We start from the raw sequence: 23,330 nt of genomic DNA, 5'->3' as shown, positions 1-23,330 counted from the left end.
GTTTCAGCCGTACCGGCGCAGGTCGTGGAAGAAGTTGTCGATGAGGCGGAGTTGTCCCGCCCGGGCCACCTCGTCGTAGACGTACTTGCCGACGGCGAGGTCGAGGACGCCGAGTCCGAAGGGCGAGAAGATCACCGTCCGGTCGGTCGGCAGAATGTGCCGTGCGGACATGACGTCGTCGAGGGTGCCGTCGAGGAAGTCGCGGCTGCCGGTGAGCTGTTCGGCCAGATGCGGTGAGGTGTCCGCCTTCAGGCAGTGCTCGACGTCGTCGACGATGTTGGCCGAGGCGAGCAGGATCTCCGGGGCGAGGTCGCGCAGGGACACATGCAGGACGAGCGGGTGGTGCGCGAACCAGGCCTGGTCGGTGACATGCGGCTCGCCGGCGACGGTGGCGAAGACCACCAGGTCGCTGGAGCGGATCAGGTCCTCGGCGGTGTCGTGGACCTGGACCTGTGCCGTGGTGTCGGTCTGCCGCAGATATCCGGTGAAGCCGGCGGCGCTGTCGGCGGACACATCGTGCACACCGATCGTGTCGAACGACCAGCCGGTGCCGGCCAGGAAGGTGTGGATGTAGCGGGCGATCAGGCCCGTACCGAAGAATCCGATCCGGGTGGGGCGGGGCCGGTTGCGGCTGAGCCAGTCGGCTGCCAGTGCGGCGGATGCCGCGGTTCGCGTGGCGCTGATGATGGAGCTCTCCAGGCAGGCGAACGGGTAGCCGGTGTCATGGTCGTTGAGGATGAGGACCGCGGAGGCCCGTGGCAGGCCCGCCGTCACATTGTCCGGGAAGCTGGAGATCCACTTCAGGCCGTCCACATGGTCCTCGCCGCCGATGGAGGCGGGCAGCGCGATGATCCGCGACGTGGGGCGGTCGGGGAAGCGCAGGAAGTACGACGGGGGGTTGACCGAGTCTCCGGCGCCGTGCAGCCGGTAGGTGGACTCGACGAGCTCCACGATCTCCTTCTCGCGGCCGGCGAGTGCCTGTTGCACCTGTGCGCCGGAGATCACCGCGAACGTCGGCGTCGTGGCCGCGTGGGGCTTGGTCCGCCGTGTGGCGGGTGACAGTGTGTTGCTCATCGCCGGCTTGCCTCCGGGGTCGGGGCGCAGTCGCTCAGGCGGCAGGGCTCGGCCATGCCGACCAGCACCTGACGTTCTCCGCCGTAGGGCTCTCTGCTGTGTGCGGTGCGGATGTTGTCCACGAGCATCAGGTCACCGGCCTGCCAGGGCTCGCGGCGGGTGTGCTCCTCGTAGGTGGAGTTGAGGAGCTGGACGACGTCCTCGTCGATCGGAGTGCCGTCTCCGAAGCGGGTGTTGAACGGCAGGCCCTCGTCGCCGTAGACGTCCACGAGGTACTCGCGCACCTCCGGGGCCAGCGTCCACTCGTTGAGGAAGGCGATCTGGTTGAACCAGCAGCGCCGGCCGGTGACCGGGTGCCGCACCACGGCGCTGCGGCGCTGCCGGGTGCGCAGTGAGCCGTCGGGCTGCCAGGCGAAGTCGATGGCATGGGCCCCGCAGTAGCGTTCGACGGCGGCGGGGTCGTCGGTGCCGAAGGACTCCGCGAGGGACGCCCCGATCTCGTCGTTGTAGCTGCGGGTGAGCAGCCAGCCCTCGTGCTCGAACCGCTCGCTCAGTGTGGTGGGCAGCGCCTGGAGCATCTGTTCGGCGTCGGCGACCGCGGTCGCCCCGCCCTCGGCGGGGGCGGTCAGACACGCGAACAGCATCAGGCCGGGAACCTCGACGGTGTAGCTCAGTTCGTGGTGCATGCACATCGGCTGGTTGGCCGGCCAGGCCGTCGAGGAGTACAGCCCCGGGCCGTACGCCTCTCGGGGGGCGAAGGCTTCTCGCTCCGTCATCAGACCGCCCGACAGGGCGCCGAAGACGGCACCGACCTGATCCGTCTCGCGCAGTCCCAGGCCGCGGACGAGCAGTGCGCCGTGCTCGGTCACCTGCGCACGCAGTGCCTCGCGGTACTGGGCCGCCCAACTCGCAGCGTCGCCGGGGGAGTCGATGTGCAGGATCGGAGGTCTGTCCGGTTTCAGCTCCACGTCGAGTGGTGCGGCCAGCGGTGAGGACGACATCTCGGTTTCCCTTCGGTTGCCCATCTGGGGCTGGAGGTTCAGGAGGAGGCGAGCGATTCGGCCGCGCCCAGGACAATCTGCGCGGCTTCGGCCGGACGGGTGCGCAGGAAGTAGTGGCCGCCGTCGGTGAGTTCGCTAAGGTCCACGTGCTCGGCCAGCAGCTGCCAGGCGCGGTGCCGGTCGCGGGGGCCGGGCGTACTCGGGTCGTCGGCGGCGATGACCACGGTGACCGGTGCGGACAGCTTCACAGCCGGCGGGTCCTCCAGGGCGTCGGCGAAGTAGCGGTGCGCGGACACGCAGTCGTGGCGGTAGGCGGCGCCGATGTGCCGGGCGTGCTGTGCGTTGAGTTCACCGAGTTCGGTGTAGCCGCTGTCGGCCGTCAGCCGGGCGGCGATCTCGGCGTCGCTGCGGCCGGTCAGCTCGTCGACGGCGGCGCGGCGGTCGGCGGCGGTGCCGGGCAGCTGCGCGCCGAGGAACACCCGGGAGACCTCGGTCCCCCGTTCCTGCAGTCGTCGCGCCGTCTCCACGGCGAGGGCCGCGCCCGAGGAGTGGCCCCACAGCAGGACCCTGGCCGGGCCGAGTGCGGTGATCTCGGTGACGACCTGTTCGGCCACCTGGGTGAGCGCCGCGAACGGCTCGTTGTGGGCGGCCAGGTCGTGACCGGGCAGCTCCACCGCGTAGACCGCGGTCCCGCTGCCCGCCAGGGCGGTGGCCATGGGCTGGTAGTTGACGGCGTTGCCGCCCGCGTAGGGGAAGCAGACCAGTGCGCACTCCGGCGCGGCGCCCGCGTCGGACAGTGGCTGGAGCAGTTCCTGGCGCTTGTGGCCGGCGCCGTCGAGGAGCGCGGCCAGGTCGGCGAGCACCGGGTGCCGGGTGATGTCCTTGAGGGACACCGCGCGGTCGAGGGCGATGGTGAGTTTCACCGCCGACAGTGAGGTGCCTCCGGAGTCGAAGAAGTGGTCTCTTCGGCCGATGCGTTCCTCGGGAACCCCTAGCAGTTCCGCCCAGGCGGCCGCCAGCTTCCGCTCGGTGGGGGTGAGGGCGCAGCGGTCGGGCTGCCCGACGGTCTCGCTCTCGGCGGTCGGCTGCGTCTGTTCGGCGAGCGCGGTCAGGGCCTTCTTGTCGGTCTTGCCGTTGGGGGTCAGCGGCAGGCCCGACTGCCAGTGGAAGGCCGAGGGGACCATGTAGGCGGGCAGTGCCGCACCGAGCGCCTCGCGCAGTGCCTCGGTCTCCTGACGGCGGCCGGTGTAGAAGGCGATGAGGTGCTTGCTCTGGTCGGCCCGCTCGGCGACGACCACGGCGCCGTCCCGCACGCCCTTCACCCGCAGGAGGGTGTTCTCGATCTCTCCGATCTCGATCCTGAAGCCGCGGATCTTGACCTGGTTGTCGCGTCGGCCGAGGAACTCCAGCTTGCCGCCGGGATGCCAGCGGCCCCAGTCACCGCCGAGGTAGAGCCGTTCCCCCGGGAAGTAGGGGTTGTCCCGGTACGCCTCGCGGGTCCGTTCGGGGTCGTTGACATACCCCCGCCCCACGCAGACACCGGAGAACGCGATCAGTCCTGGTGCGCCCAGCGGTACGAGTGACAGGTGCTCGTCGACGACGTGGACGTGCACGTTGTTGACCGCGCGGCCCAGCAGCACGCGTTCGGGCACCTCGGTCATGACCTCGTGGTTGGTGTCGTCCGAAGTCTCGGTCAGGCCATAGGCGTTGACCAGCTTGATGCCCGGCTGGATCGCGAACCAGCGCTGGACCAGCTCCCGTTTGAGCGCCTCACCGGTCACCGACACACACCGCAGGTCCGGCAGCTCCCGGGGGTGCCGTTCGAGATACGACACCACCACTTCCAGGTAGGAGGGCACGACCTGCACCGCGCGGGCACGGCCGCGGACGATCGTGTCGAGGAACCGCTCCACGTCCGTGATCGCGTCCTGCGGGACCAGCAGCGTCCGCCCGCCGACCAGCAGCGCGGAGATCAGCTGCCACAGGGAGATGTCGAAGCACTGCGGTGCCGTCTGCGCCACCACGTGCCCCTGGGCGATGTCCAGGTCGTCGATCTTGGCGTACAGGTGGTTGAGCATGCCCGCGTGCTCGCACATCGCTCCCTTCGGTTCGCCGGTGGAGCCGGAGGTGAAGTAGATGTACGCCAGTTGATCGGCGGTGACCTTCAACCCGAGGTCGCCGTCGACGTGTTGCTCCGCGCAGGCCGCCTCGATGAGCAGCTTCTCGACTCCGGGCAGGCCGGTGAGGGCCTCGTCGAGGGTGTCGGTGCTGCCGGGCTCGGTCAGCACCAGCCGGCATTCGGCGCGCGCGAGGGTCGCGGTGATACGGCCGGGGGGGAAGTGCGGTTCGATCGGCAGGTACACGCCTCCGGCCTTGAACACCGCCAGTACCGCGGCCAGCCAGTCGAGATTGCGTTCGGTGACCACCGCGACGACGTCTTCCCGGCCCAGTCCCCGCCGCACCAGCGCCCGCGCCAGCCGGTTGGCACGTGCATTGAGCTCCGTGTACGTCCACTCGCGCTCGCCGTGGACCGCCGCCACCGCCTGCGGATGCGCGCGTACCCGCTGCTCGAACAGTTCGTGTGCCCGGCCCTGCGGGAGTCTGCGGTGAGGTCCGGCCAGCCCGTCGAGCTGCTCATGCACCTCGTCGTCCGACAGGAGGCTCTGCCGCGAGTGATCGGCATCGATGTCATCCGTCATCAACCGCAGTGCGGCCAGGTGGTAGCCCCCGATCCGGGCCGCGCACTCGGAGTCCAGCGTCTGGGTGCGGTACCGCAGCCGTACGAACAGCCGCCCGCCCTCGTCGCACCAGGCGACACCGAGTGCGGCCTCGTCGACCAGCCCGCTCTCGGCCCCGGCGGGATCGAACACGATCTCGTACGACGGTCCGGTCACCCCCAGCTCCCGGCGCAGCTCGGTCACCGGGAAGTCGCGGAACGCCAGCAGTTCGGCCTCGACGTGATGAGCCCGCGACAGCAGCGCGCGCCAGGTCCCCGGTGCGACGGTCAGCCGGCAGGGCAGCGGGCCGCCCCGGGCCCCGGCGGCATAACCCGTCACCACTTCCCGCTCACCGGACAGCGCGGTCAGCACCTTGGCATGGGCGGCCAGCAGTACCGCGCTCAGCGGGACACCCGACTCCCGGGCCAGCCCGCGCACCGCCGCCGCGACGTCCTGCGGGACCGCCGCCTCGTACTCGGCCACTGAGGCCACCGGCTGGCGGACCCACCGCGGTACGGCGGTGAAACCACCGGCGGTCAGCACGCCGGTCCAGAACTCCCGGTCGGCCTCCACGCGCGCTCCCATCGAATGGCCCTCCTCAACTCATCGTCTTCGCGGCGCCGTTGGGCGCGGGCAGTGCGGTTGCCGGGCCGATGCCACAGGACTGTTCGGAGGCGTCGGGCATGTCCACGGCGGGGTTGCCGCCCCACCGTGCGTTCGGGGGGACTTCCTCGCCCTTCATGAGGAAGGAGTCGGCCGCCAGTACGGCACCGTCGCCCATCGTCACGCCGTAGTGCACATGGGCGCCGACGCCGAGCGTGCACCCGGCACCGAGCGTGGTGGTGTCGGACTTGAAGGTGCCGTCCTCCTGAGAGTGGCACTGGATCTTGCTCCCGGCGTTCAGGGTGCAGCCGTCGCCGATGGTGCTGAGCGTCCGCTCGGTCATGTAGCAGCCGTCGTCGAACACCCTGCTGCCGACGCGGGCACCGGTCATCCGCCAGATCAGGGTCTTGAAGGGGGTCCCGTTGAAGATGTTCAGGTAGTGGTCCGGGACCTTCCACAGGCGCTCGTGCCACCAGAAGTACGGGTCGTAGATGGAGCACAGTTTGGGGCGCAGTGCGCGGAACGAGGTGATGCAGCGCTCCAGCAGCACGTAGTAGAGGGCGGTGAAGGCGAGCGTGCAGGCCAGATACAGGGCGATCACCGCATGTCCGAGCCAGCCGTACACTTCGACGGACTGCAGGGCGAACAGCGTGAGCGCGAAGGTGAACAGCCACCGCACGAACAGCATGACGGCCATCGAGCGAAGGTTGTAGCGGTTCTTCGCGGCGAGACGGTGGCGCAGGGTGTCCCCGGTCCTGAGGTCGTCGAACCGTGAATCCCGTTCCACCGACCGGGGTATCTCGAAGCTGGGCGATCCGAGGAGACCCACGCCTTGGCGGATCTCGCCGTCGAGAGGGATCAACACCTTCGTCGCGAGAAGGCAGTTGTCGCCCGTTCTGCCGCCGGCCGGGTAGACGATGTTGTTGCCGAGGAAGTTGTGCGGACCGATCGTCGTCCGGGACACCCGGAAGGATGTGCTGGAGAACTCCGCGTTGGCGATGGAGAGTCCGTCGGCCACCATGGTTCCGCTGCCGATGGAGGCCAGGAACGGGGTCTCGTGCTGCACCTCGGTGCCGAAGTTCGAGCCGGTCTGCTCGACCTTGGACAGGTCGTACCCGAGACCGCGCAGGTAGTACACGATGAACGAGCTGTCACCGAAGAGCCAGGCGAAGAACTTGATGTTCGTCATGCGCGCCGTCGCCAGGTGCAGCGCGTAGTGAAAGCCGTACAGGGGATAGACCTTGTCGGGTTTGATGGCCCGGGCCACCAACCGCGGAACGGTGAACAGCGCGGCGAGGCCCAGGACGACGAACCCGAAGAACGTCACGAAGGACAGCAGCAGCGCGTCGCTGAGCAGCGTTCCCGTCGTGATTCCGGCCGAGTCCGGTCCCAGTCGTGAGCCCAGCGCCGGAACCACGGAGAACAGCATGTACAGCCCGCCGACGGCCAGCGGTATGTAGAGGAGGAACAACTGGAACAGGGTGCCCAGGCCGAACCAGACCCGGCGCGCGGTGCCGCACCTCGCCGGAGCGACCCGCACATGGTCGACCTCGGTGGGCTCCGCCGGGGATCCGTGCCAGCGCTCTCCGTCCGGGATCGACTGACCGCGGTGCAGGGCGGACGAGTGACCGAGCTGCGCCCGGTCGCCCACGGCCGTATCGATGTCGAGGACCGACTTCTCCCCGATGAACGCATCCCGGCCGAGGGTGACCCTGCCGGTCTGGATACGACCCGCGTGGGCCCGGTAGCCGACGAAGAACGAGTCCTTGCGGATCACCGTGCCGGCCCCGATGGTGATGAGGTCGGTGCAGACCGGGACGGTGCGGGAGAGGATCGTGACTCCCTTGCCGATGTGTGCGCCGAGCGCCCGGAGGTACAGCACATACAGCGGATTCCCGATGAAGAGGACCATCGGATTGCCGTGGAGCAGTACCTTGACGAGCCAGAAACGCAGATAGGTCAGACCCCAGACGGGGAACTCACGGGGTTTCCAGCGGCCGATGAGAATCCATTTGGCGGCGATCGGGAACAGGCACATCGCCAGAAAACCGAGGCCGCCGAAGGCCAGCGAGCGCAGATAGATGTCGGCCAGGTCCGAACCGGTCGCGACCCATTCGTAGCCGCGGGCGGTGACGACTCCGAAGACCAGGGAGTATGCCAGGAAGAACAACAACTGGGCTGTTCCGCACAGGACATAGGTGGGCCGGCTCGCCAGCGTGACCGGCGTCGGTGCGGCCGGCTGCGCCGATGGCTTCGAGAGAAGCGACGAGGCGGCGGGAGCGGGATCCGTCACCGCGAGAGCCGCGGCGAGTCTTTCGATCGTCGGGTTCCGGTAGATGTCCTTCATGGACGCGGACGGCAGGTCCGGTATTTTCCTGACCCGCGCACAGAATTGCGCCATCACCAGCGAGTTGGCACCGAGGTCGTCGAAGAAGTGACCGTCGACCGGAACTCGTTCCACGGAAGTGACATCTGCCAGCACTTCCGCAAGTCGGTCGACGACCGACGCGCTCGTCCCGGATATATGGACCCCGGAGGACTGCTCGACCATCCGACCTCCTGGAGGACGTTTTCAACTGGGCATTGCGCCCGTTACTGATCACGAACCGTGGATCTCAGTTTCAGTCGATCACCGTGCGGGTGCCACTCCTGATCGATCGCCCGGGGCGACGGCAGCGCGCGACAGGCCCGTGTTCCCTGGTTTCCGGCAGGTTGGGCATGCCTCGGAGATCACCCGGATGGCGGTCCACGCATGCAGGCCGGACATGCCGTTGAGTGGAGCAATCGCCGGTGCGCCGCGGCCCGGCACTGGACGCTGGCCTTTCTGCTGAGATCGTGTCCGGGAGTTCGGTGTGTGGAGGCTGCGTCAGTCGGACCGTCATGGGTCCCGGGCACAGACCGGGCCCGGGGCTCAACCGTCCGAGCCGGCGTGGCTGCGCCGGCTTCCGGTCCTCTACGTGGTGGGTGTCCTGGTGCTGGAGCCCATCACGCCCGTGCGGTGGCCGGTCAGTTTCGTGCTGATCGCCCTGCCTCTGGTGGCCGCCTTCGCCCACGGACCCGCTGTCGTCGCCCTCACCACGGTGTTCGCCATCGTCTTCCTGGGGATCCTGGCCGGTACCCCGTGCTGCGCGGGCCGTGAGGTCGGATATCTGTGGGAGCGGCACTATGTGGCGGCCTACATCTGTACCGCCCTGGTGGGCACCCTGGGAACGATCCTGGCCGCCCACCGGATCCGACGGGAGCGCACCCTGGCCGATGTGCGCTTCGTGGCCGAGATGGCGCAACGCGTCCTGCTCCGGCCGGTTCCGCGCCGGATCGGCGACCTGGTGCTGGAGAGCTTCTATCTCTCCGCCTCGGCGGAGGCGCGGATCGGCGGTGACCTCTACGAGGCCGTGCCCACCGTGCACGGGGTGCGGCTGCTCATCGGCGACGTCCGCGGCAAGGGCCTGCTCGCGGTGGAGACCGCCGCCACCCTGCTCGGCGCGTTCCGGGAGGCCGCGCACGACGAACCCGACCTGCCCGCCCTGGTGGGCCGGGTGGAGACCAGCATGTCGCGCAGGGCCGAGCAGATCCCCGGGAGCGATCTGAGCGAACGGTTCGTCACCGCCGTCTTCGCGGAGGTCCACGCCGACGAGCAGGCCGTCCGCGTCGTCAACTGCGGCCATCCGCCGCCGTTGCTCATCCGTGCCGAGGAGGTGCGCGAACTGGACCTGGGGCAGTCCTCTCCGCCGCTGAACCTCGGCGTGCTCGTCGGGGAGCCGTACCACGTGGAGACCTACGCCTTCCGCCCCGGCGACCAGTTGCTGCTCTACACGGACGGCGTCACGGAGACCCGCGCCCCGGACGGCTCCTTCTATCCCCTCGTCGAGCGCGTCCGCGCCTGGGGCCCGCTACCGCCCCGACAGCTCCTGGAAAGGCTCCATCACGACCTGCTCGCCTACAGTGAGCACGGCCTGCACGACGACACCGCCGCGCTCACCGCGTGTCTCCTGCCGGACTAGTACCTGCGCAGTGGGAGTACGACCTGCTCGGTGACCAACTGCCGGGCCACCGCTACTGAGGCACGGCACGAGCCGACCGCGGGCGACGCCCTGGGGCGTCGGCCGCGGCCGGCCGCCGCGGGTCAGCTGTCGATGCGGTGCTGGGTCCAGAACGAGGTCAGGTCCGTGCTGGTGGCGGCCTGGGCCGCCGCCTTGAACTCGGCCGTGGTCGAGACGCCGTACCAGTGCGAAGTGGCGTAGTCCTTCAGGACTTTGGTCATCGCGGTATCACCGAGGACGCGTCGCAGATCGTGCAGGGCGCACTTGCCGTAGCCGTAGACCACGGTGGAGTACCGGGACGAGTGGGCGTCCCAGTAGGCCATCGAGTTGGTGATCTTCTCGGCGGACGAGGCCCACGAGACGCTGTTCCAGCAGTTGGTGCCGGTCTTGCCCAGGGCCAGGTCGGTGGCGTAGTCGGTGAACGCCTCGTCGAGCCAGGGGCTGTTGTACTCGTCGTCACCGACGATGCCGTACCACCACTGGTGGCCGATCTCATGGGTGAGCGCCGTGGTGCTGACCAGGTCGAGGACGAACCCCGGGTACTCCATGCCGCCGAACCAGAAGTTGTTGTCGATCACCGCGTCCAGTTCGCCGTACGGGTAGGCGCCGAACCGTGACGCGTGGGCGTCCACGGCGGACTTTGCGGTGGTGAGCATCGACTGGGCGCTGGAGGAGCTGATGCCCGAGACGGAATAGACGTTCACCGGGACTCCGGCCGTCGAGGTGCCGGAGATCTTGCTGAAGGGCCCGGCGGCCCAGGCGAAGTCCCGCACCTTGGCGGCGGTTGCGGTGGTGACCGTACGGCCGCTGGAGCCGGGGGTGTCGACCGATGTGCCGGTCGCCGGCACGAGCAGGGTGCTGGGGTGGTCGAGGGTCACCTTGAAGTCGGCGGCCAGCGAGTAGAACGACTCGCCGTTGTTGGTGTACGGGTCGAGGTGCCAGCCGGCCCCGTCCTTGACCGCGAGGACCGGCAGGGCGTTGCCGATGAAGCTGAAGGCCCCGTCGTGACCGAAGCGGTCGGCGCCGCTGGGCACGGTGATGCCCACGTCGAAGCCGATCGTCGCGCTCTGGCCCTGCGCCAGCGGCGAGGACAGGTCGATCTTGAGCGCCGTACAGGCGACGGAGAGGGCACCCGCGGTGCCGCCGGTGACATTGCTGACGGTGATCGGCGGGGCCGAGCAGGTGCCGTGGTAGTTGTCCCACAGCCTCAGATACACCTCGCTGAGCGCGGTGGAGGAGGCGTTGGTGAAGGCCACGCTCTCATGGCCGGTCCACACCGTGCCGCCGGCGTTGCTGCTCAGGCTGACGGTGTACGAGGGTGCGGCCGGGGTCCGGGTGGAGTCGGCCGGAGGTGTCGGACCGCCGGAGGTGTCGAGGGCGATGTCGTCGAGGACGAAGCTCGTCTGCAGGCTGGAGTCCTCGGTGCCGGTGAAGGCGAGGTTCACGGTCTGGCCCGCGAACGCCGACACGTCGAACGACTTCTGCACGTAGCCGGTGTTCTCGTTGAGGTTCGAGTACGTCGCCAGGGTGGTGGAGCCGATCTTCGCCGTGAGCTTGTCGTAGGCGATCGACGAGGTCGTCTCGGCGGTGTCGATGTGCAGCCAGAAAGTGAGAGTGGCGGTGCTGCACCCGGAGGGGATCGTGACGCTCTGCGAGAGCGTGTCGGTGTGGGTGCTGCCGACGCCGTTCAGCCAGGCGAAGCTGGTGCCGCCGTGGGCGGTCTGACCGCTGCGGCTGGTGATCACGCCGGACGAGGACGGGGTCCAGGGCGAAGTCCCGCTCTCGAAACCGCCGTTGGTGACCACCTGGGCCGGGGTGCACTCGGCGGCGAGCGGGGCTGTGGGCGGTGCGGCACCGGCCGGGGTGGCGGGAAGCGAGACGGCGGCCAGTGCGGCGACGGCCGCTGCGCCGACGGCGAGGGCCTTGTGGGGGGTCGATCTCACACGAAACTCCTTTGCGGCGGCCGGGATTCCGGCCTGCTCGGTGGCCGCCCGCCCGGCTGGGGTGCGCCGGTGGACGACCTCGGGTTTGCGCGTTTGGGTCGGACTGTTCGCTCGGGGAGTGTTCCACCGCGGCCCTTGGGGTCGGGGCAACGGCTGCCGGAAAGCGTGACAGATTTGACCAGAGCATGCCATCAAGATGTCAAAAGTGGTCGTGCCACCCGGACTCGACCGGATTCAGGGACGGCCGGCGGACGTGGCGACGGTCGAGGGTCGCGTCCTCGATGGCTCGGCCCCCGCCTCGGTCGGTGTAACCGACGGGCCACGGGTGGGCGTTGCCGAGCGGCTCGGGGCACGGGTGTTGTCGTCCCGCCGCGTGGCGCCGGGGTGAGGGCCGGCCGACTCCGGCATCGACGACTCGGAGGGTGACGGCGGGTCGGAGGGTGACGCCGACGGGGTGGGCGGCGCCGTACGGCCGCTCGCGGGGGCGGTGCGAGCGGCACCGCGGGCGACGCGGGCGCCCCGGGTGACGCCAGATGGAGCTGGAGCGCGATGAGCGCGGCCACGCCGCAGGACAGGCCCACTCCGGCCGCGGCGCGCAGCCGTCGGCGGCGGCTCGCGGCGCGGCGGATCGCCTCGTACCGGCCCGGAGGTGCGCCGAGGTAGTCGGACGGGGGCCGCAGGATCACCGCGATCGGGTCGTCGGGTTCAAACTCCGGGCCCTCGTCAAAGCGTGTGGTCAAGGCTTCTCCTCAAGTGGGCGCGGAGCAGTTCTCGGGCCGCGTGGAGGTCGGCCTTGACGGTTCCTTCCTTACGTCCGGTCAGCGCGGACACCTCCCGGATCGGCATGTCAGCGTAGTAGTGCAGCAGGATCGGGACGCGCAGTCGTTCCGGGAGCGACTGCACGAGCAGCCGTACCGAGGGATCGGTCTGTTCGTCGTGGGGGCGGACGGCGGCCTCCGAGGTGGCGCGGTGCATGGCCCTGCGCTCGCGCTCCAGCTTGCGCCAGTGGTCCCGGACCAGGTTGGCGGCGGTGACGTAGAGGAAGCCGCGGGGCTCCTCCACGGTCGTCCAGCGGGCCCAGAGCCGGGTGAACGCCTCCGAGGCGACCTCGTGGGCCGTCTCGTCGTCGTCGACGAGACGGCGGCACCAGCCGGCGAGGCGCGGATAGAGGGCGGCGAACAGCTCGGACGCTGCCCTGTCGCGGGACCGTTTCAACGCTCTCCATGGTCGTGTCGCATGCACGGGGAAGGATGCCGGGCCGCCGGCGTACGTTCCGAGGCCCGGCATCCGTGCGGGCGGTCAGGGGCTCGTGGAGCTCAGCGCGGCGAAGACGATCACGTTGTCGAGATAGCCGTCGCCGGTGTGGGAACCGCCGCAGGTGATGACCCGCAGCTCCGGACGGCCGACGTTCCCGTAGACCTCGTCCGCCGGGAAGTCCGCCTTGGCCACTGTCCGTACGGCACCGACGGTGAACTCCGCCGCCGTGCCGTTCTCCAGGCGCGCCACGACCCGGTCACCGCGGTGCAGCCGCGCGAGGTGACGGAAGACCCCGTCCCCGTAGGCGCCGACCGTCACATGGCCGAGGATGACCGACGGACCGACCTGCCCCGGCGTCGGCGAGTGCCGGTACCAGCCCGCCCGGTCGTGCGCCGTGACGGGAGGTACCTGCACCGTGCCGTCGGGCTCCAGCCCCAGCCGGATGAGCGGGGTGTCGACCCCGATGGCCGGGATCTGCAGCCGGACCGGGACCGACCGCGCGAGGGCCCGCACCGTTCTCGCCGAGGCCGAGGCCGAGGCCGGGGAGGCTCTGGCGTGCTCGCGGCACGTGCGGTCGAGGCCCGGTGGGTCGCCGGACCCGCGCAGCCGACGAGCAGCGTGGCGCTCACCGCGCTGACGAAGGCGCGCCTGGAGAGCGGGGTCATGCCCCGGTCGCCCGCCGGCGGCGTACGACGAGGACCGCGCCGCCGCCCGCGAGGAGCACAGTGGCAGCGGCTCCGCCGATCAGGCCGCCCTCGGTCCCGGAGCCGGACCCGGCGGACGCCGCCCGCACCCCGGTGTCGGGGGCGCCCGAAGGCACGACGGAGACCTGGCTCGGCGCGGGCGCCGGCGCCGTGGTCGGCCGGGTGCCCGGCGCGCGGGAGGGTTCGGCGCTGGGCATCTCGGTGGGGGCGGCGCTCGACGCCCGGGTCGGCGCGGCGGAGGGGGTCGCGGTCGCCCCGTCGGCGAACGCGGGCACGGCGCTCGCCAGCACCGCCGTGCACGCAAGTGCCATGCCCTTGGGGACAGTTCGGCGCATCGAATCGCTCTCTTTCGTCGGCCCGCCCGGTGGCCGGGAGGCTGGGTGACAGATCGAGCGGAGAGACGAGGCGGCACAGGGGCAGGTTGCAAAGAGAAGGCAAAGTCGCCCGCGCGGTCCGGTGGGCCGCCGCGGGACCGTGCCGGACCTGCCGGACCGCCGGGATCCTCGTCCATGGCCGCGTCGGGGCCGAGTTGAGCGAGTACGGCTTCACCGATGGGCAGCACTGCTTCGCCGATGAGTTCCGCGACTGTCGACCCAAACCCGGCTTGACCTGCACATGCAGACCCCGCGTGGCTGGGCAAGCCGCGGAACCCCGAGGCAGCATGGAAGTACCGGGAGCCAGAACCCAGGCGTGCGGCAACGCCGGCGGAGACCGGCCTGTCCTTCCGACCGGTCGAGGAGGATCTGGGATGACAGCCGAATCCTTCAAGCCCAACAGTGATGTTCCGGGCCCCGAGACGGTCCGGCCGACCGGTCTGCTGGATCTGCTGAGCGTGGCCGCGATCGTCCTGGACGCCGAGGGGCGCATCGTGTTCTGGACCCCGCAGGCCCAGGAGCTCTTCGGCTACACCGCGGAAGAGGCCCTGGGCATGGAAGCGGCGCGGCTGCTGATCCGCCCGGAGCACCTGCAGGCCGTCATGAGCCTGTTCGCGGAGGTGCTGGCCACCGGCCGGGCCTGGGCCGGCGCCTTCCCCGTCCGGCACAAGGACGGCAGCACCCGCCTGATGGAGTTCCGCAACATGCGGCTGCTGGACGACCACGGCGACGTCTACGCCCTCGGCATAGCGGCCGACCACACCCTGCTCCAGCGCGTCGAGACCGACCTGGCCCTGGGCGAGCGGCTGATCAACCAGTCTCCGATCGGCCTGGCCCTGCTCGACCCCGACCTGCACTATCTCCTGGTCAACCCGGCCCTGGAGCGGATCGACGGCATACCCGCCGAGGACCACATCGGCCGCCATCTGAGAGAGACCCTGCCCTTCTCCGACGTCGACACCATCGAGTCCGCCCTGCGCCAGGTGCTCACCACCGGCACCCCGCTGCTCGACCAGTACCACGTGGGCCGCCCCACGGCCGACCCCGACCACGATCACGCCTGGTCGCTCTCGTTCTACCGGCTGGAGGACCCCGGCGGACGCGTCCTGGGCGCGGCCGCCTCGGTCGTGGACGTCACGGAGCGGCACCGCGCGGCCACCGAGGCGGACCGGGCCCGGCGCCGTCTGGCACTTATCGCCGACGCCTCCACCCGGGTCGGCACCACGCTGGAAGTGGAGCAGACCGCCCATGAACTGGCCGACATCGCGATCCCCGAGCTCGCCGACATCGTCGCCGTGGACGTGCTGGACTCCGCCCTGGCCTTCCGCCGCAACAGCAAACCCGAGAACGGCCCGGAGCTCTTCCGGGCACTGGCCCTGAAAGCGTCCCGCCCCACCGTGGCGCTGCAGGCCGCCGACCGTCCCGGCGACCTCGCCGCCTACGACGGGGACCGTCTGGTCACCCTGTGCGTCCACTCCGGCAGGCCGGTGCTGGTCCGCCATGTGGGCAGCGACGATCTACGGCGCATCGCCCGCTCCCCCGATGTCAGCGAGCTGCTGGCCCGGGCCGGCGTCCACTCCTATCTCGCGGTGCCGCTCATCGCGCACGGCGAGGTCCTCGGCGCACTCGACCTCAAACGCACCGTCAACCCGCTCCCGTTCGACCAGGACGACGTCGTCCTGGCCAGTGAGCTCGCCAGCCGCGCCGCGATGTCCATCGACAACGCCCGGTGGTTCCAGAGCGTGCGCAACACCGCCCTCACCCTCCAGCGCAGTCTGCTGCCCGACCATCCGCCGCACCACACCGGCCTGGAACTCGCCTCCCGCTATCAGCCCGCCCTGGCGACCAGCGAGGTCGGCGGCGACTGGTACGACGTGCTCCCCCTGGCCGGCGGCAAGACCGCGCTGGTCGTCGGGGACGTCATGGGCAACGGCATCGACGCCGCCGCCACCATGGGCCGGCTGCGCACCGCCACCTGCGCCTACGCGGACCTCGACCTGCCGCCGAACGCGGTGCTCCAGCACCTGGACAAGATCACCTGCGATCTGGAGCACTACATCGTCACCTGCCTCTACGCCGTCTACGACCCGCACACCAGGGAGTGCCACATCGCCAACGCCGGACACCTGCCGCCGGCGCTGGCCGGCCCCGGCCGTGCCCCCGAGCTGCTGGACCTGCCCGCCGGAGTGCCGCTCGGCGTCGGTGGCATCTCCTTCGAGACCACGACGGCGGATCTCGGCTCCGGCGATCTGCTGGTCCTGTACACCGACGGTCTGGTCGAGACCCGACAGCACCCGATCGACGACCGGCTGAATGTCCTGCTCAGCTTCCTCGACGAGCCGCACCGGCCCCTGGAGGAGACCTGCGACCTCCTCCTGTACGGTCTGCGCCACCCCGACGACCACGACGACGTCGCCCTCCTCGTCGCCCGGACCCTGTAGGCGGTGGGCGTCGCCGAGCCGGCCGGCCCGCGCGGGCTGCCCCGTCGGCAACCCGTCCGGGTGAACAGCGGGCCGTGGTAGCCCATTGGGGCGCCGGACATGAAGGCATGAACAGTCAATACGACCATCTGCTGACATAGTGCGGCCATGGAGATCACGACCGTCGGCAGCCGAGGGTGAAGGCGTCGTTCACACGTCGCCGCACGGCCCTGGCCCTGGGCCTCACCGGTGCCGCCGGGGTCGCCGGCGCGGTCGTGCTCGGCGGTGCGCTCCCCCACACGGGCCACCGCACCCCCGCCGGCGGTCCTTCCGCCGTCTCCTCGGCAGCGGTCCCCTCCCCCGGTGCCAGGGGCATCGGCGATCCGCTCATGCCGCTCGACGGCAACGGCGGTTACGAGGTCCGCCACTACACGCTCGACTTCGACTGGAGGGCCCCGCGAACGCCCTTCGACGCGAGCGCCACCATCAGCGCCGCCGCCACCCAGGCCCTCTCCCGCTTCGACCTCGACTTCGCCGGCAACACGCTGCACGCCGTCACCGTGGACGGCGCACCGGCGGCCTTCGTCCGCGACGGCGACGAACTCGTCGTCACCCCCGCGAAGCCCATCCCGCGCGGCGGAGCGTTCACGGTACGCGTCGCCTACACCGCCGACCCGACGCAACAACGGCACCGCGACGACGCGATCCAGGACTACGGCTGGATGCCCACGCCCGACGGCACCCTGATCTACGCGCAGCCCGACGGCGCCAAGATGGTCTTCCCGGCGAACGACCACCCGAGCCTGCGGGCGCGCTTCACCTTCCGCATCACCACGCCGCCCGGCCTCGGCGCGGTGGCCAACGGCCGGCTCGTCGAGCGTGTCCGACGGCCCGACGGACACACCCGGTGGACGTACGACTCCGAGCAGCCGGTCGCGGCACAACTGGTCCAGATGGCGATCGGGAGGTTCACGTTCGTCGACAGCACCGGCCCGCGCGGGCTGCCCGTGCGGGACGTGGTCCCCGGCGGCATGGTCGACGACACCGCGGCGTACCGCTCCCTGACGACCGAACACCTCGCGTGGCTGGAACAGCGGCTCGGGCCGTACCCGTTCGGCCGCTACGGCGTGCTGGTCGGCGACACCGATCTGCCGGTGGCGCTGGAGACGCAGTCGCTGTCCGTCGTACCCCGGGACAACCTGCTGGGCGACCGGGTCGACGCGGAGCGGGACCTCGTACACGAACTGACCCACCACTGGACGGGTGACAGCGTCGCCGTCCGGCGGTGGTCCGACCTGTGGCTGAGTGAGGGTCACGCCCGCTACTACGAACGCCTCTACTCCGACGCGCACGGCGGCCCCGACCTCGAGTCCGCCATGCGGGCCGCGTACGAGCAGCACGACCAGTGGCGGCACGACGACGGAGCGCCCGCCGAACCCACCGGGCCCACCCTGTTCAGGAACATTCGGTACGACGGCTCGGCACTGGTGCTCTACGCCCTCCGGGAGAGGGTCGGGGCGCAGACCTTCGAGAGGATCGAGCGGTCCTGGGTGACGAGGTTCCGGGGGCGGGCCGCCGGAACCCGGGACTTCATCGCCCTGGCCTCCGAGGTCGCGGGCCATGACCTGGCCTCTTTCCTGACCCCGTGGCTGTACGGGGCGCACACCCCGCCCATGCCGGGGCACCCCGACTGGCGGGTGGACCCCGTTCAGGACTGACCGTCACGCCCCGGGTGCGGGAGCGGACTTGGTGCCGCCGACCGGGTGGCCTCTGCCGGACGGCTGGTCCACGCCAGTGACCCTCGGCGCGACGGGGCGTGCCGGGCACGGAATCGTACGAGGGGTGGCGTAAGGGGCAACTCCCTGTCCTGGCCGCGTCCTGTCGAGACGAGCCTGGTTGGAGACACCTGCAATGAAGAAACGCTTCTCCCCCCGTGTCCCCAGTGCCGTTCGCAGGCACCGCCGGACGGTCCTCGTGACGGCGTCGGCGGCACTCATGGCCCCCCTGCTGGCTCCGCTGATGTCCGGCGCACCGGGCCGTGTGGCGGCCGACCAGCGGCTGGAGAACGACTTCACGGCCGCCGCGGACGAGTACGACGTGCCGCGGAGTGTGCTCATGGGCGTGTCCTATCTGCAGTCGCGCTGGGACTCCCACAGGGGCGCGCCGAGCGTCGGCGGCGGCTTTGGACCGATGCATCTGGTGGACACACGGCTGGCCCAGAAGGCTGACCCGGCGGCGCAGCAGCGCGGGGGTGCCGTGGCACTCGCGGGACCGTCCCCCTCCCAGGCGGCCAAGCCCCCGGGCAAGCGATCCGGGCAGCCGTCCGACCTGCAGCAGGCCGCCCGACTGACCGGGGAGAAAGAGGACCGGCTGCGGAAGGACGCCGCCGCCAATGTGCGCGGCGGTGCGGCGCTCCTGGCGGAGACGCAACGGCTGCTCGGCAAGCCGCTCAGCGACAACCCGGCGGACTGGTGGGAGGCCGTGGCGCGGTTCCCCGGCCTGGACGACACCACCGAGGCGGCGACCTACGCCAACGACGTCTTCGGAGTGATCCACGAGGGAGCGCATCGCACCACCGACGCCGGACAGTCCGTCACCCTGCCCGCCAGCCCGGACGTTCGCCCGCGCGCCCTGAAGAACGCGGCACGGTCCAAGGAGGTCGAGTGCCCGACCGAGCTGTCCTGCTCCTGGCTCAGCGCGCCGTACACGGAGATCGACGACGACGCGTACGGCAATCATGACCTGGGCGACCGGCCCAAGGACCAGAAGATCGAGTACATCGTCATCCACGACACCGAGGCGTCCCTGCGGTCCATGTTCCAGACGGTGCAGGACCCGACCGAGGCATCGTGGCACTACTCGATCCGCTCCAAGGACGGCCATGTCACACAGCACATCAGGACCAAGGACATGGCCTGGCACTCGGGCAGCCAGTTCGTCAACGCCCGCTCCATCGGCATCGAGCACGAAGGTTTCCTCACACAGCCCGACACCTGGTACACGGAGCAGATGTACCGGGCCTCGGCCCGTCTGGTGCGCTATCTGGCCAAGAAGTACGGCGTCCCGCTGGACCGGCAGCACATCTTCGGTCACGACAACGTGCCGGCCCCGACGGCCGAAAGCATCCCCGACATGCACGAGGACCCGGGCCCCTTCTGGGACTGGCGGCACTACTTCGACCTGCTGGGCGCGCCCCTGCGGGCCACGGCCGGGCCGGACAGCCCCATGGTGACCGTGCTGCCGGACTACTCCACCTACAAGCCGCGCTACACGGGATGCGGCGGGCACGGTGTGCCGTGCGCTCCGCACGGTTCCAGCGCCGTCCGCCTCCACACCGAGCCGGCCGACAACGCCCCGCTGATCCAGGACCCGGGCCGGCGCCCGGACGGTGAGGACTCCACGGAGGACGTCAGCGATCTGGGTTCGCGGATCTCCGCCGGCCAGACCTACGCCGTCGCCGAGCGCCGGGGCGACTGGACGGCGATCTGGTTCCTGGGCAAGAAGGCCTGGTTCAAGAACCCGAAGAAGCACCCCACGGCCGTCGGCGCGGCGGGCCGGATGGTCACTCCCAAGGAAGGTCTGAGCGAGGTCCCGGTGTACGGGCGCGCCCTCCCGGAGGAGGACGCCTACCCGGACGGGATCACGGAGCCGACCGAGTCGCCGCTGCCGTACACCCTCGGCGAAGGACAGCGGTACGTGACGATGTCCCACACGACCGGTTCCTATATCGACAGGTCGACCTTCGAGTACACGCCGAGCCCGGTGGTGAAGGGCCAGGAGAAGTACTACGAGATCCAGATCGGCTACCGGCTCGGCTACGTCCGGGCCAGTGACGTGGACGTGGTGGACGCACCGGTCCTCGCGGGCCCGCAGGGACAGGCCGGCGGCCGTTCCCGGCGGTGACGGGGCGGCGGCCAGGTCGCATCGGAGCGGGAGCAGCCGGGACGCATCAGAGCGGGAGCACCGGCCGGACGGAGAACCCGTCGGAGACGTCGTCACCCTCCGGGCCGTACACGAACTCGACCATGGAGGGGTTGCGGTTGGCGGTCGCCAGCGGCAGCCACGCCAGCAGGTGGCCGTAACCGCCGCACACCGACTCACCACCGTCCCCGCCGTGTATCGCCGTGACATCGCTCGTCAGCTCCGCACGATAGGTGTCGTAGGCGATGCGCAGGCCGAACGCGTTCGGCTGCTCGTGCGGCCCGGTGCGGTCCCCGTACGGGATACGGTCCAGGGGGCAGTCGTTCCCCCACCGGAACAGGGTGTCCGCCCCGGCTCCGCAGGCGTGCTCCCACTCGTCGGAGCTCGGCATGCGCAGTCCGCGGGCCGCGAGCGCGGCCGACACGTCGGCGGGCAGTTCGGTCGGCTCCTCGTCCAGGTCCTCGTCCTCGACCGCCATGAGCACCGTGGGCAGGACGGCGCTGCGGCGGGGGCTGAGCACCTGCGCGAGATGGGCCCGCAGATCGGGGCCGTACCCGAATCCCTGCTGCACGCTCTCGTCGTAGTCGGCGCTCTGCTCGGGCGTCGGACACCAGGCTTCGAGGTCGAATCCCAGCATCACCGGGCCCCCGGGGACCAGTGCGAACTCCTGCCCGTCGCGCTCGATCCGGACGCGGTGCAGCGGGCCACCCAGATGATCGACCGTCTCGAAGGCGGTCACACGGCCGTGCACCAGGTCGGCGGCCTCCTGGGCGAAGCGTCGTGCGGTCGACGGGTCGAAGGACCGCCACTGGTCGAGCGTGAGATCAGCAAGTGCCATGCGCGCAGTGTGGCACGCGGGTCTGACAGTGATGCCGATACCCAGGTTCGGTCCGCCGTCGGCCAAGGGCTTCCGACGGGGCAGCCCTGAGCACCGCCCGTTTCGCATACTGAGCGGCATGGCCACCTATGACACGCTCGGCGCCACGTATGCCCGGACTCGACGGCCGGATCCGAGGATCGCCGCCCAGATCCACACCGCACTCGGGAACACGACGGACGTGATCAACGTCGGAGCCGGCACCGGCTCGTACGAGCCGCCGGGGACCGTTCTCGCGGTCGAGCCCAGCCAGGTCATGCTCACCCAGCGTCCGCCGGGCTCCGCCCCCGCCGTGCAGGCGGTGGCGGAACGGCTCCCGCTGCGTGACGACGCCGCCGACGCCGTCATGGCGCTGCTGACCATCCATCACTGGGCCGACCTGGCGGCCGGGATCGCCGAGCTGCGCCGGGTCGCCCGCCGTCGTGTCGTCGTCCTGACCTGGGATCAGGACGTCTTCCGCGAGCGGTTCTGGCTCGTACGGGAGTATCTGCCCGAGGCGGCCGCACTCGACGACGCCCGCGCGGTGCCGATCGACCGGCTCGTCGAACTGCTCGGCGGGGCCGGCCAGGAGCCGGTTCCGGTCCCCCACGACTGCGTGGACGGGTTCGGCGCCGCGTACTGGCGCCGCCCCCACGCCTACCTCGACCCTCAGGTGCGCGCCGGGATATCCCTGTTCACCCAGGCCGGCGACGGCCTGATCACGCCAGGCCTGAACCGGCTCGCGGACGACCTGACGACCGGCCGCTGGCACACCCGTCACGCCGGTCTCCTCGCCCTCGACAGCGTCGACGTCGGCTACCGGCTCCTGGTGGCGGACCTCTGACGGATCTCTGACGGACCCGTTGTCAGTGCCCTCCCGTATGTTTCGATCATCGAAGGGCGCACCGCGGGGCGGTGCCGCCGGTGGGGTCGTGCACGGGAGGGACCGGTCGTGGCGGAGACGACGTATCTGGAGCTGTCCGAGGACGGCGGCGGGGCGCACAAGTTCTACGAGGTGACGGTCGACGGCGCCTCCGTCACCGTGCGCTACGGCCGCATCGGGGCGTCCGGCCAGGTGCAGACGTCGTCGTTCGCGACACCTGCCAAGGCACAGGCGGCCGCGGCGAAGAAGATCGACCAGAAGGTCCGCAAGGGGTACGCGGTGGCCGTGCGCGGTCAGCGTGCGCCCCGTTCCGTGACACGGCGCCAGGTCGGCTCCGCGCCGTCGACGGCGCGCGCCACGGCGCCGGTGCTGTGGCGCTTCCGCACCGGTTCGGCCGCGTTCGGCATCCATGTCGACGAGGACCGCGTGTGGGTGGGCAACCAGGCGGGCGAGGTCTACAACCTGGGCCACGACGGCGAGGTGATGGCCCGCTACCTGCTCCCCGACGGCGTCAAGTGCCTGGTCGCGGACGACTTCTGGATCTACGCGGGCTGCGACGACGGCCGGGTGTACGACCTGTCCTCGAAGCTGCCGTTCGCCGCGTACGAGATCGCCGCGAACGTCGACATCTTCTGGCTGGACATCCACGAAGGAGTGCTGAACGTCTCGGACGCGGCGGGCGGCCTCACCGTGATCGACCACGAGGACGAACACCAGTGGTCCCGGCGGTCGTCCGGCAACATGGCCTGGATGGTGCGGGCCGACGAACACGCCGTGTACCACGGGCACGGCGAGGGTGTGACGGCCTACGCCCCGGACGGGGGCGGCGAGTTGTGGCACACCGACACGCGCGGGGGCGTGCTGTTCGGATGGCAGGAGGCGACGTCGGTCTACGCGGGCACGGACCGTCATGTGGTGCAGCGCCTGTCGAAGGCCACCGGACGGGTCGAGGGTGTCTACACCTGTGACGCCGTGGTGTACTCGTGTGCCACCGCCCCGGGCGGCCGCTATGTCTTCGCCGGCGACAACTCCTCGTCCGTCTACTGCTTCGACGCGTCCGGCACCCGGCTGTGGAAGCTGCGCACGGGCAACGGCTCGGCCCTGTCCATGCAGTACTTCGACGAGCGGCTGTATCTGGTCACCACCGACGGGTCGCTGGTGTGCGTGGACACGTCGGAGGCGGCCATCGCGGCCGCCCAGCAGGGCTCGGTGCCCGTCGCCGTCGATGTGAAGTCGGCCGCCGCCCTGCCCACCTACAACCCGGCGACGTCGCTGTCCGCTCTGGCGACCGTCAGCACGCCGCCCGCGGGCGGGGTGGTCGTCGAGTGCGTCGATCACGGCGGGCGACTGCGCGTCCACGTGGTGTCCGAGGGCTTCGAGCCCGGCTGGAACGTGCAGTTCCCGCGGGAGATACGGCAGGCGGGGGCGCGCTATGTGGTCGATGCCGTCCACGCCGCGGCCGGCGGCTTCTACCGTGTACGGGGCGAGATCCGCCGCGTGCGGTGAGCCGACACACCCACTGACACCGGGCATCGGC

Annotated in this window: 14 protein-coding genes and 1 pseudogene; 6 read left to right on the top strand and 9 right to left on the bottom strand. The window is 70.5% G+C overall.

Features of this window, described 5'->3' with window-relative positions; translation table 11 throughout:
* Window positions 1–3: 3 nt before the first annotated feature.
* The 4 genes from sbnB to N8I87_RS37095 are packed head-to-tail and all read right to left on the bottom strand — an operon-like array spanning window position 4 to window position 7,946.
* The gene (sbnB, locus tag N8I87_RS37110; RefSeq protein ID WP_263215236.1) at window positions 4–1,074 is read right to left on the bottom strand and encodes a 2,3-diaminopropionate biosynthesis protein SbnB; all 1,071 of its coding nucleotides are present in this window, start codon (window positions 1,072–1,074) and stop codon (window positions 4–6) included.
* Complete coding sequence (locus N8I87_RS37105) at window positions 1,071–2,075, bottom strand: TauD/TfdA family dioxygenase (protein WP_263215235.1); 1,005 nt, start codon at window positions 2,073–2,075, stop codon at window positions 1,071–1,073. Before N8I87_RS37105 ends, sbnB begins: the two co-directional genes overlap by 4 nt.
* Window positions 2,076–2,113: 38 nt before the next feature.
* Window positions 2,114–5,377, bottom strand: a complete 3,264-nt coding sequence (locus N8I87_RS37100; protein ID WP_263215234.1) for a non-ribosomal peptide synthetase — start codon at window positions 5,375–5,377, stop codon at window positions 2,114–2,116.
* A gap of 13 nt (window positions 5,378–5,390) precedes the next feature.
* Complete coding sequence (locus N8I87_RS37095) at window positions 5,391–7,946, bottom strand: Pls/PosA family non-ribosomal peptide synthetase (RefSeq protein ID WP_263215233.1); 2,556 nt, start codon at window positions 7,944–7,946, stop codon at window positions 5,391–5,393.
* Between the two features lie 406 nt (window positions 7,947–8,352).
* Here N8I87_RS37095 and N8I87_RS37090 point away from each other — a divergent pair, with 406 nt between their 5' ends.
* The gene (locus N8I87_RS37090) at window positions 8,353–9,396 is read left to right on the top strand and encodes a PP2C family protein-serine/threonine phosphatase (RefSeq protein WP_263215232.1); all 1,044 of its coding nucleotides are present in this window, start codon (window positions 8,353–8,355) and stop codon (window positions 9,394–9,396) included.
* Window positions 9,397–9,518: 122 nt separating this feature from the next.
* Here N8I87_RS37090 and N8I87_RS37085 read toward each other — a convergent pair whose 3' ends face one another.
* The 4 genes and pseudogenes from N8I87_RS37085 to N8I87_RS37070 form a co-directional block, all read right to left on the bottom strand.
* Window positions 9,519–11,378 carry a M1 family aminopeptidase gene (locus N8I87_RS37085; RefSeq protein WP_263215231.1) on the bottom strand — a complete coding sequence of 620 codons (1,860 nt, stop codon included), beginning with the start codon at window positions 11,376–11,378 and terminating at the stop codon, window positions 9,519–9,521.
* A 723-nt stretch (window positions 11,379–12,101) separates the two neighbouring features.
* On the bottom strand, window positions 12,102–12,593 hold the full coding sequence (locus N8I87_RS37080) for an RNA polymerase sigma factor (protein WP_263215230.1): 492 nt from the start codon (window positions 12,591–12,593) through the stop codon (window positions 12,102–12,104).
* 84 nt (window positions 12,594–12,677) lie between these two features.
* Window positions 12,678–13,300: pseudogene (locus tag N8I87_RS37075) on the bottom strand (class F sortase).
* The gene (locus N8I87_RS37070) at window positions 13,297–13,674 is read right to left on the bottom strand and encodes a Tat pathway signal sequence domain protein (RefSeq protein ID WP_263215229.1); all 378 of its coding nucleotides are present in this window, start codon (window positions 13,672–13,674) and stop codon (window positions 13,297–13,299) included. The pseudogene N8I87_RS37075 and the gene N8I87_RS37070 overlap by 4 nt, the downstream one beginning before the upstream one ends.
* A 413-nt stretch (window positions 13,675–14,087) precedes the next feature.
* On the opposite strand from N8I87_RS37070, the gene N8I87_RS37065 reads away from it, so the two are divergent.
* From N8I87_RS37065 to N8I87_RS37055, 3 genes are all read left to right on the top strand, one after another.
* On the top strand, window positions 14,088–16,154 hold the full coding sequence (locus N8I87_RS37065) for a SpoIIE family protein phosphatase (protein ID WP_263215228.1): 2,067 nt from the start codon (window positions 14,088–14,090) through the stop codon (window positions 16,152–16,154).
* 176 nt (window positions 16,155–16,330) lie between these two features.
* Window positions 16,331–17,851, top strand: coding sequence for a M1 family metallopeptidase (locus tag N8I87_RS37060; protein WP_263215227.1), 1,521 nt, complete (start codon window positions 16,331–16,333; stop codon window positions 17,849–17,851).
* A 193-nt stretch (window positions 17,852–18,044) separates the two neighbouring features.
* Window positions 18,045–20,036: an N-acetylmuramoyl-L-alanine amidase gene (locus N8I87_RS37055; RefSeq protein ID WP_263215226.1), complete on the top strand. Its 1,992-nt coding sequence runs from the start codon at window positions 18,045–18,047 to the stop codon at window positions 20,034–20,036.
* Between the two features lie 46 nt (window positions 20,037–20,082).
* On the opposite strand, the gene N8I87_RS37050 is transcribed toward N8I87_RS37055, so the two are convergent.
* Window positions 20,083–20,892: a hypothetical protein gene (locus N8I87_RS37050; RefSeq protein ID WP_263215225.1), complete on the bottom strand. Its 810-nt coding sequence runs from the start codon at window positions 20,890–20,892 to the stop codon at window positions 20,083–20,085.
* 118 nt (window positions 20,893–21,010) lie between these two features.
* Between N8I87_RS37050 and N8I87_RS37045 the strand changes: the two genes are divergently transcribed.
* Window positions 21,011–21,754 (top strand): class I SAM-dependent methyltransferase, encoded by a 744-nt coding sequence (locus N8I87_RS37045; protein WP_263215224.1) that lies wholly within the window; start codon window positions 21,011–21,013, stop codon window positions 21,752–21,754.
* Between the two features lie 108 nt (window positions 21,755–21,862).
* Complete coding sequence (locus N8I87_RS37040) at window positions 21,863–23,299, top strand: WGR domain-containing protein (protein ID WP_263215223.1); 1,437 nt, start codon at window positions 21,863–21,865, stop codon at window positions 23,297–23,299.
* Window positions 23,300–23,330: the final 31 nt, after the last annotated feature.

Origin of the sequence: Streptomyces sp. HUAS 15-9 (assembly GCF_025642155.1) — a bacterium.
Taxonomy (GTDB): Bacteria; Actinomycetota; Actinomycetes; order Streptomycetales; family Streptomycetaceae; genus Streptomyces.
The sequence above is the reverse complement of the archived record's forward strand: the minus strand, read 5'-3'. Positions and strand labels throughout refer to the sequence as shown.

What these genes read in the sequence shown, in the direction of transcription:
- N8I87_RS37065 (WP_263215228.1), top strand. Translation starts at nt 14,088, where the DNA reads ATGACAGCCGAATCCTTCAAGCCCAACAGTGATGTTCCGGGCCCCGAG.
- N8I87_RS37050 (WP_263215225.1), bottom strand. Translation starts at nt 20,892, where the DNA reads ATGGCACTTGCTGATCTCACGCTCGACCAGTGGCGGTCCTTCGACCCG.
- N8I87_RS37095 (WP_263215233.1), bottom strand. Translation starts at nt 7,946, where the DNA reads ATGGTCGAGCAGTCCTCCGGGGTCCATATATCCGGGACGAGCGCGTCG.
- N8I87_RS37105 (WP_263215235.1), bottom strand. Translation starts at nt 2,075, where the DNA reads ATGTCGTCCTCACCGCTGGCCGCACCACTCGACGTGGAGCTGAAACCG.
- sbnB (WP_263215236.1), bottom strand. Translation starts at nt 1,074, where the DNA reads ATGAGCAACACACTGTCACCCGCCACACGGCGGACCAAGCCCCACGCG.
- N8I87_RS37045 (WP_263215224.1), top strand. Translation starts at nt 21,011, where the DNA reads ATGGCCACCTATGACACGCTCGGCGCCACGTATGCCCGGACTCGACGG.
- N8I87_RS37055 (WP_263215226.1), top strand. Translation starts at nt 18,045, where the DNA reads ATGAAGAAACGCTTCTCCCCCCGTGTCCCCAGTGCCGTTCGCAGGCAC.
- N8I87_RS37070 (WP_263215229.1), bottom strand. Translation starts at nt 13,674, where the DNA reads ATGCGCCGAACTGTCCCCAAGGGCATGGCACTTGCGTGCACGGCGGTG.
- N8I87_RS37100 (WP_263215234.1), bottom strand. Translation starts at nt 5,377, where the DNA reads ATGGGAGCGCGCGTGGAGGCCGACCGGGAGTTCTGGACCGGCGTGCTG.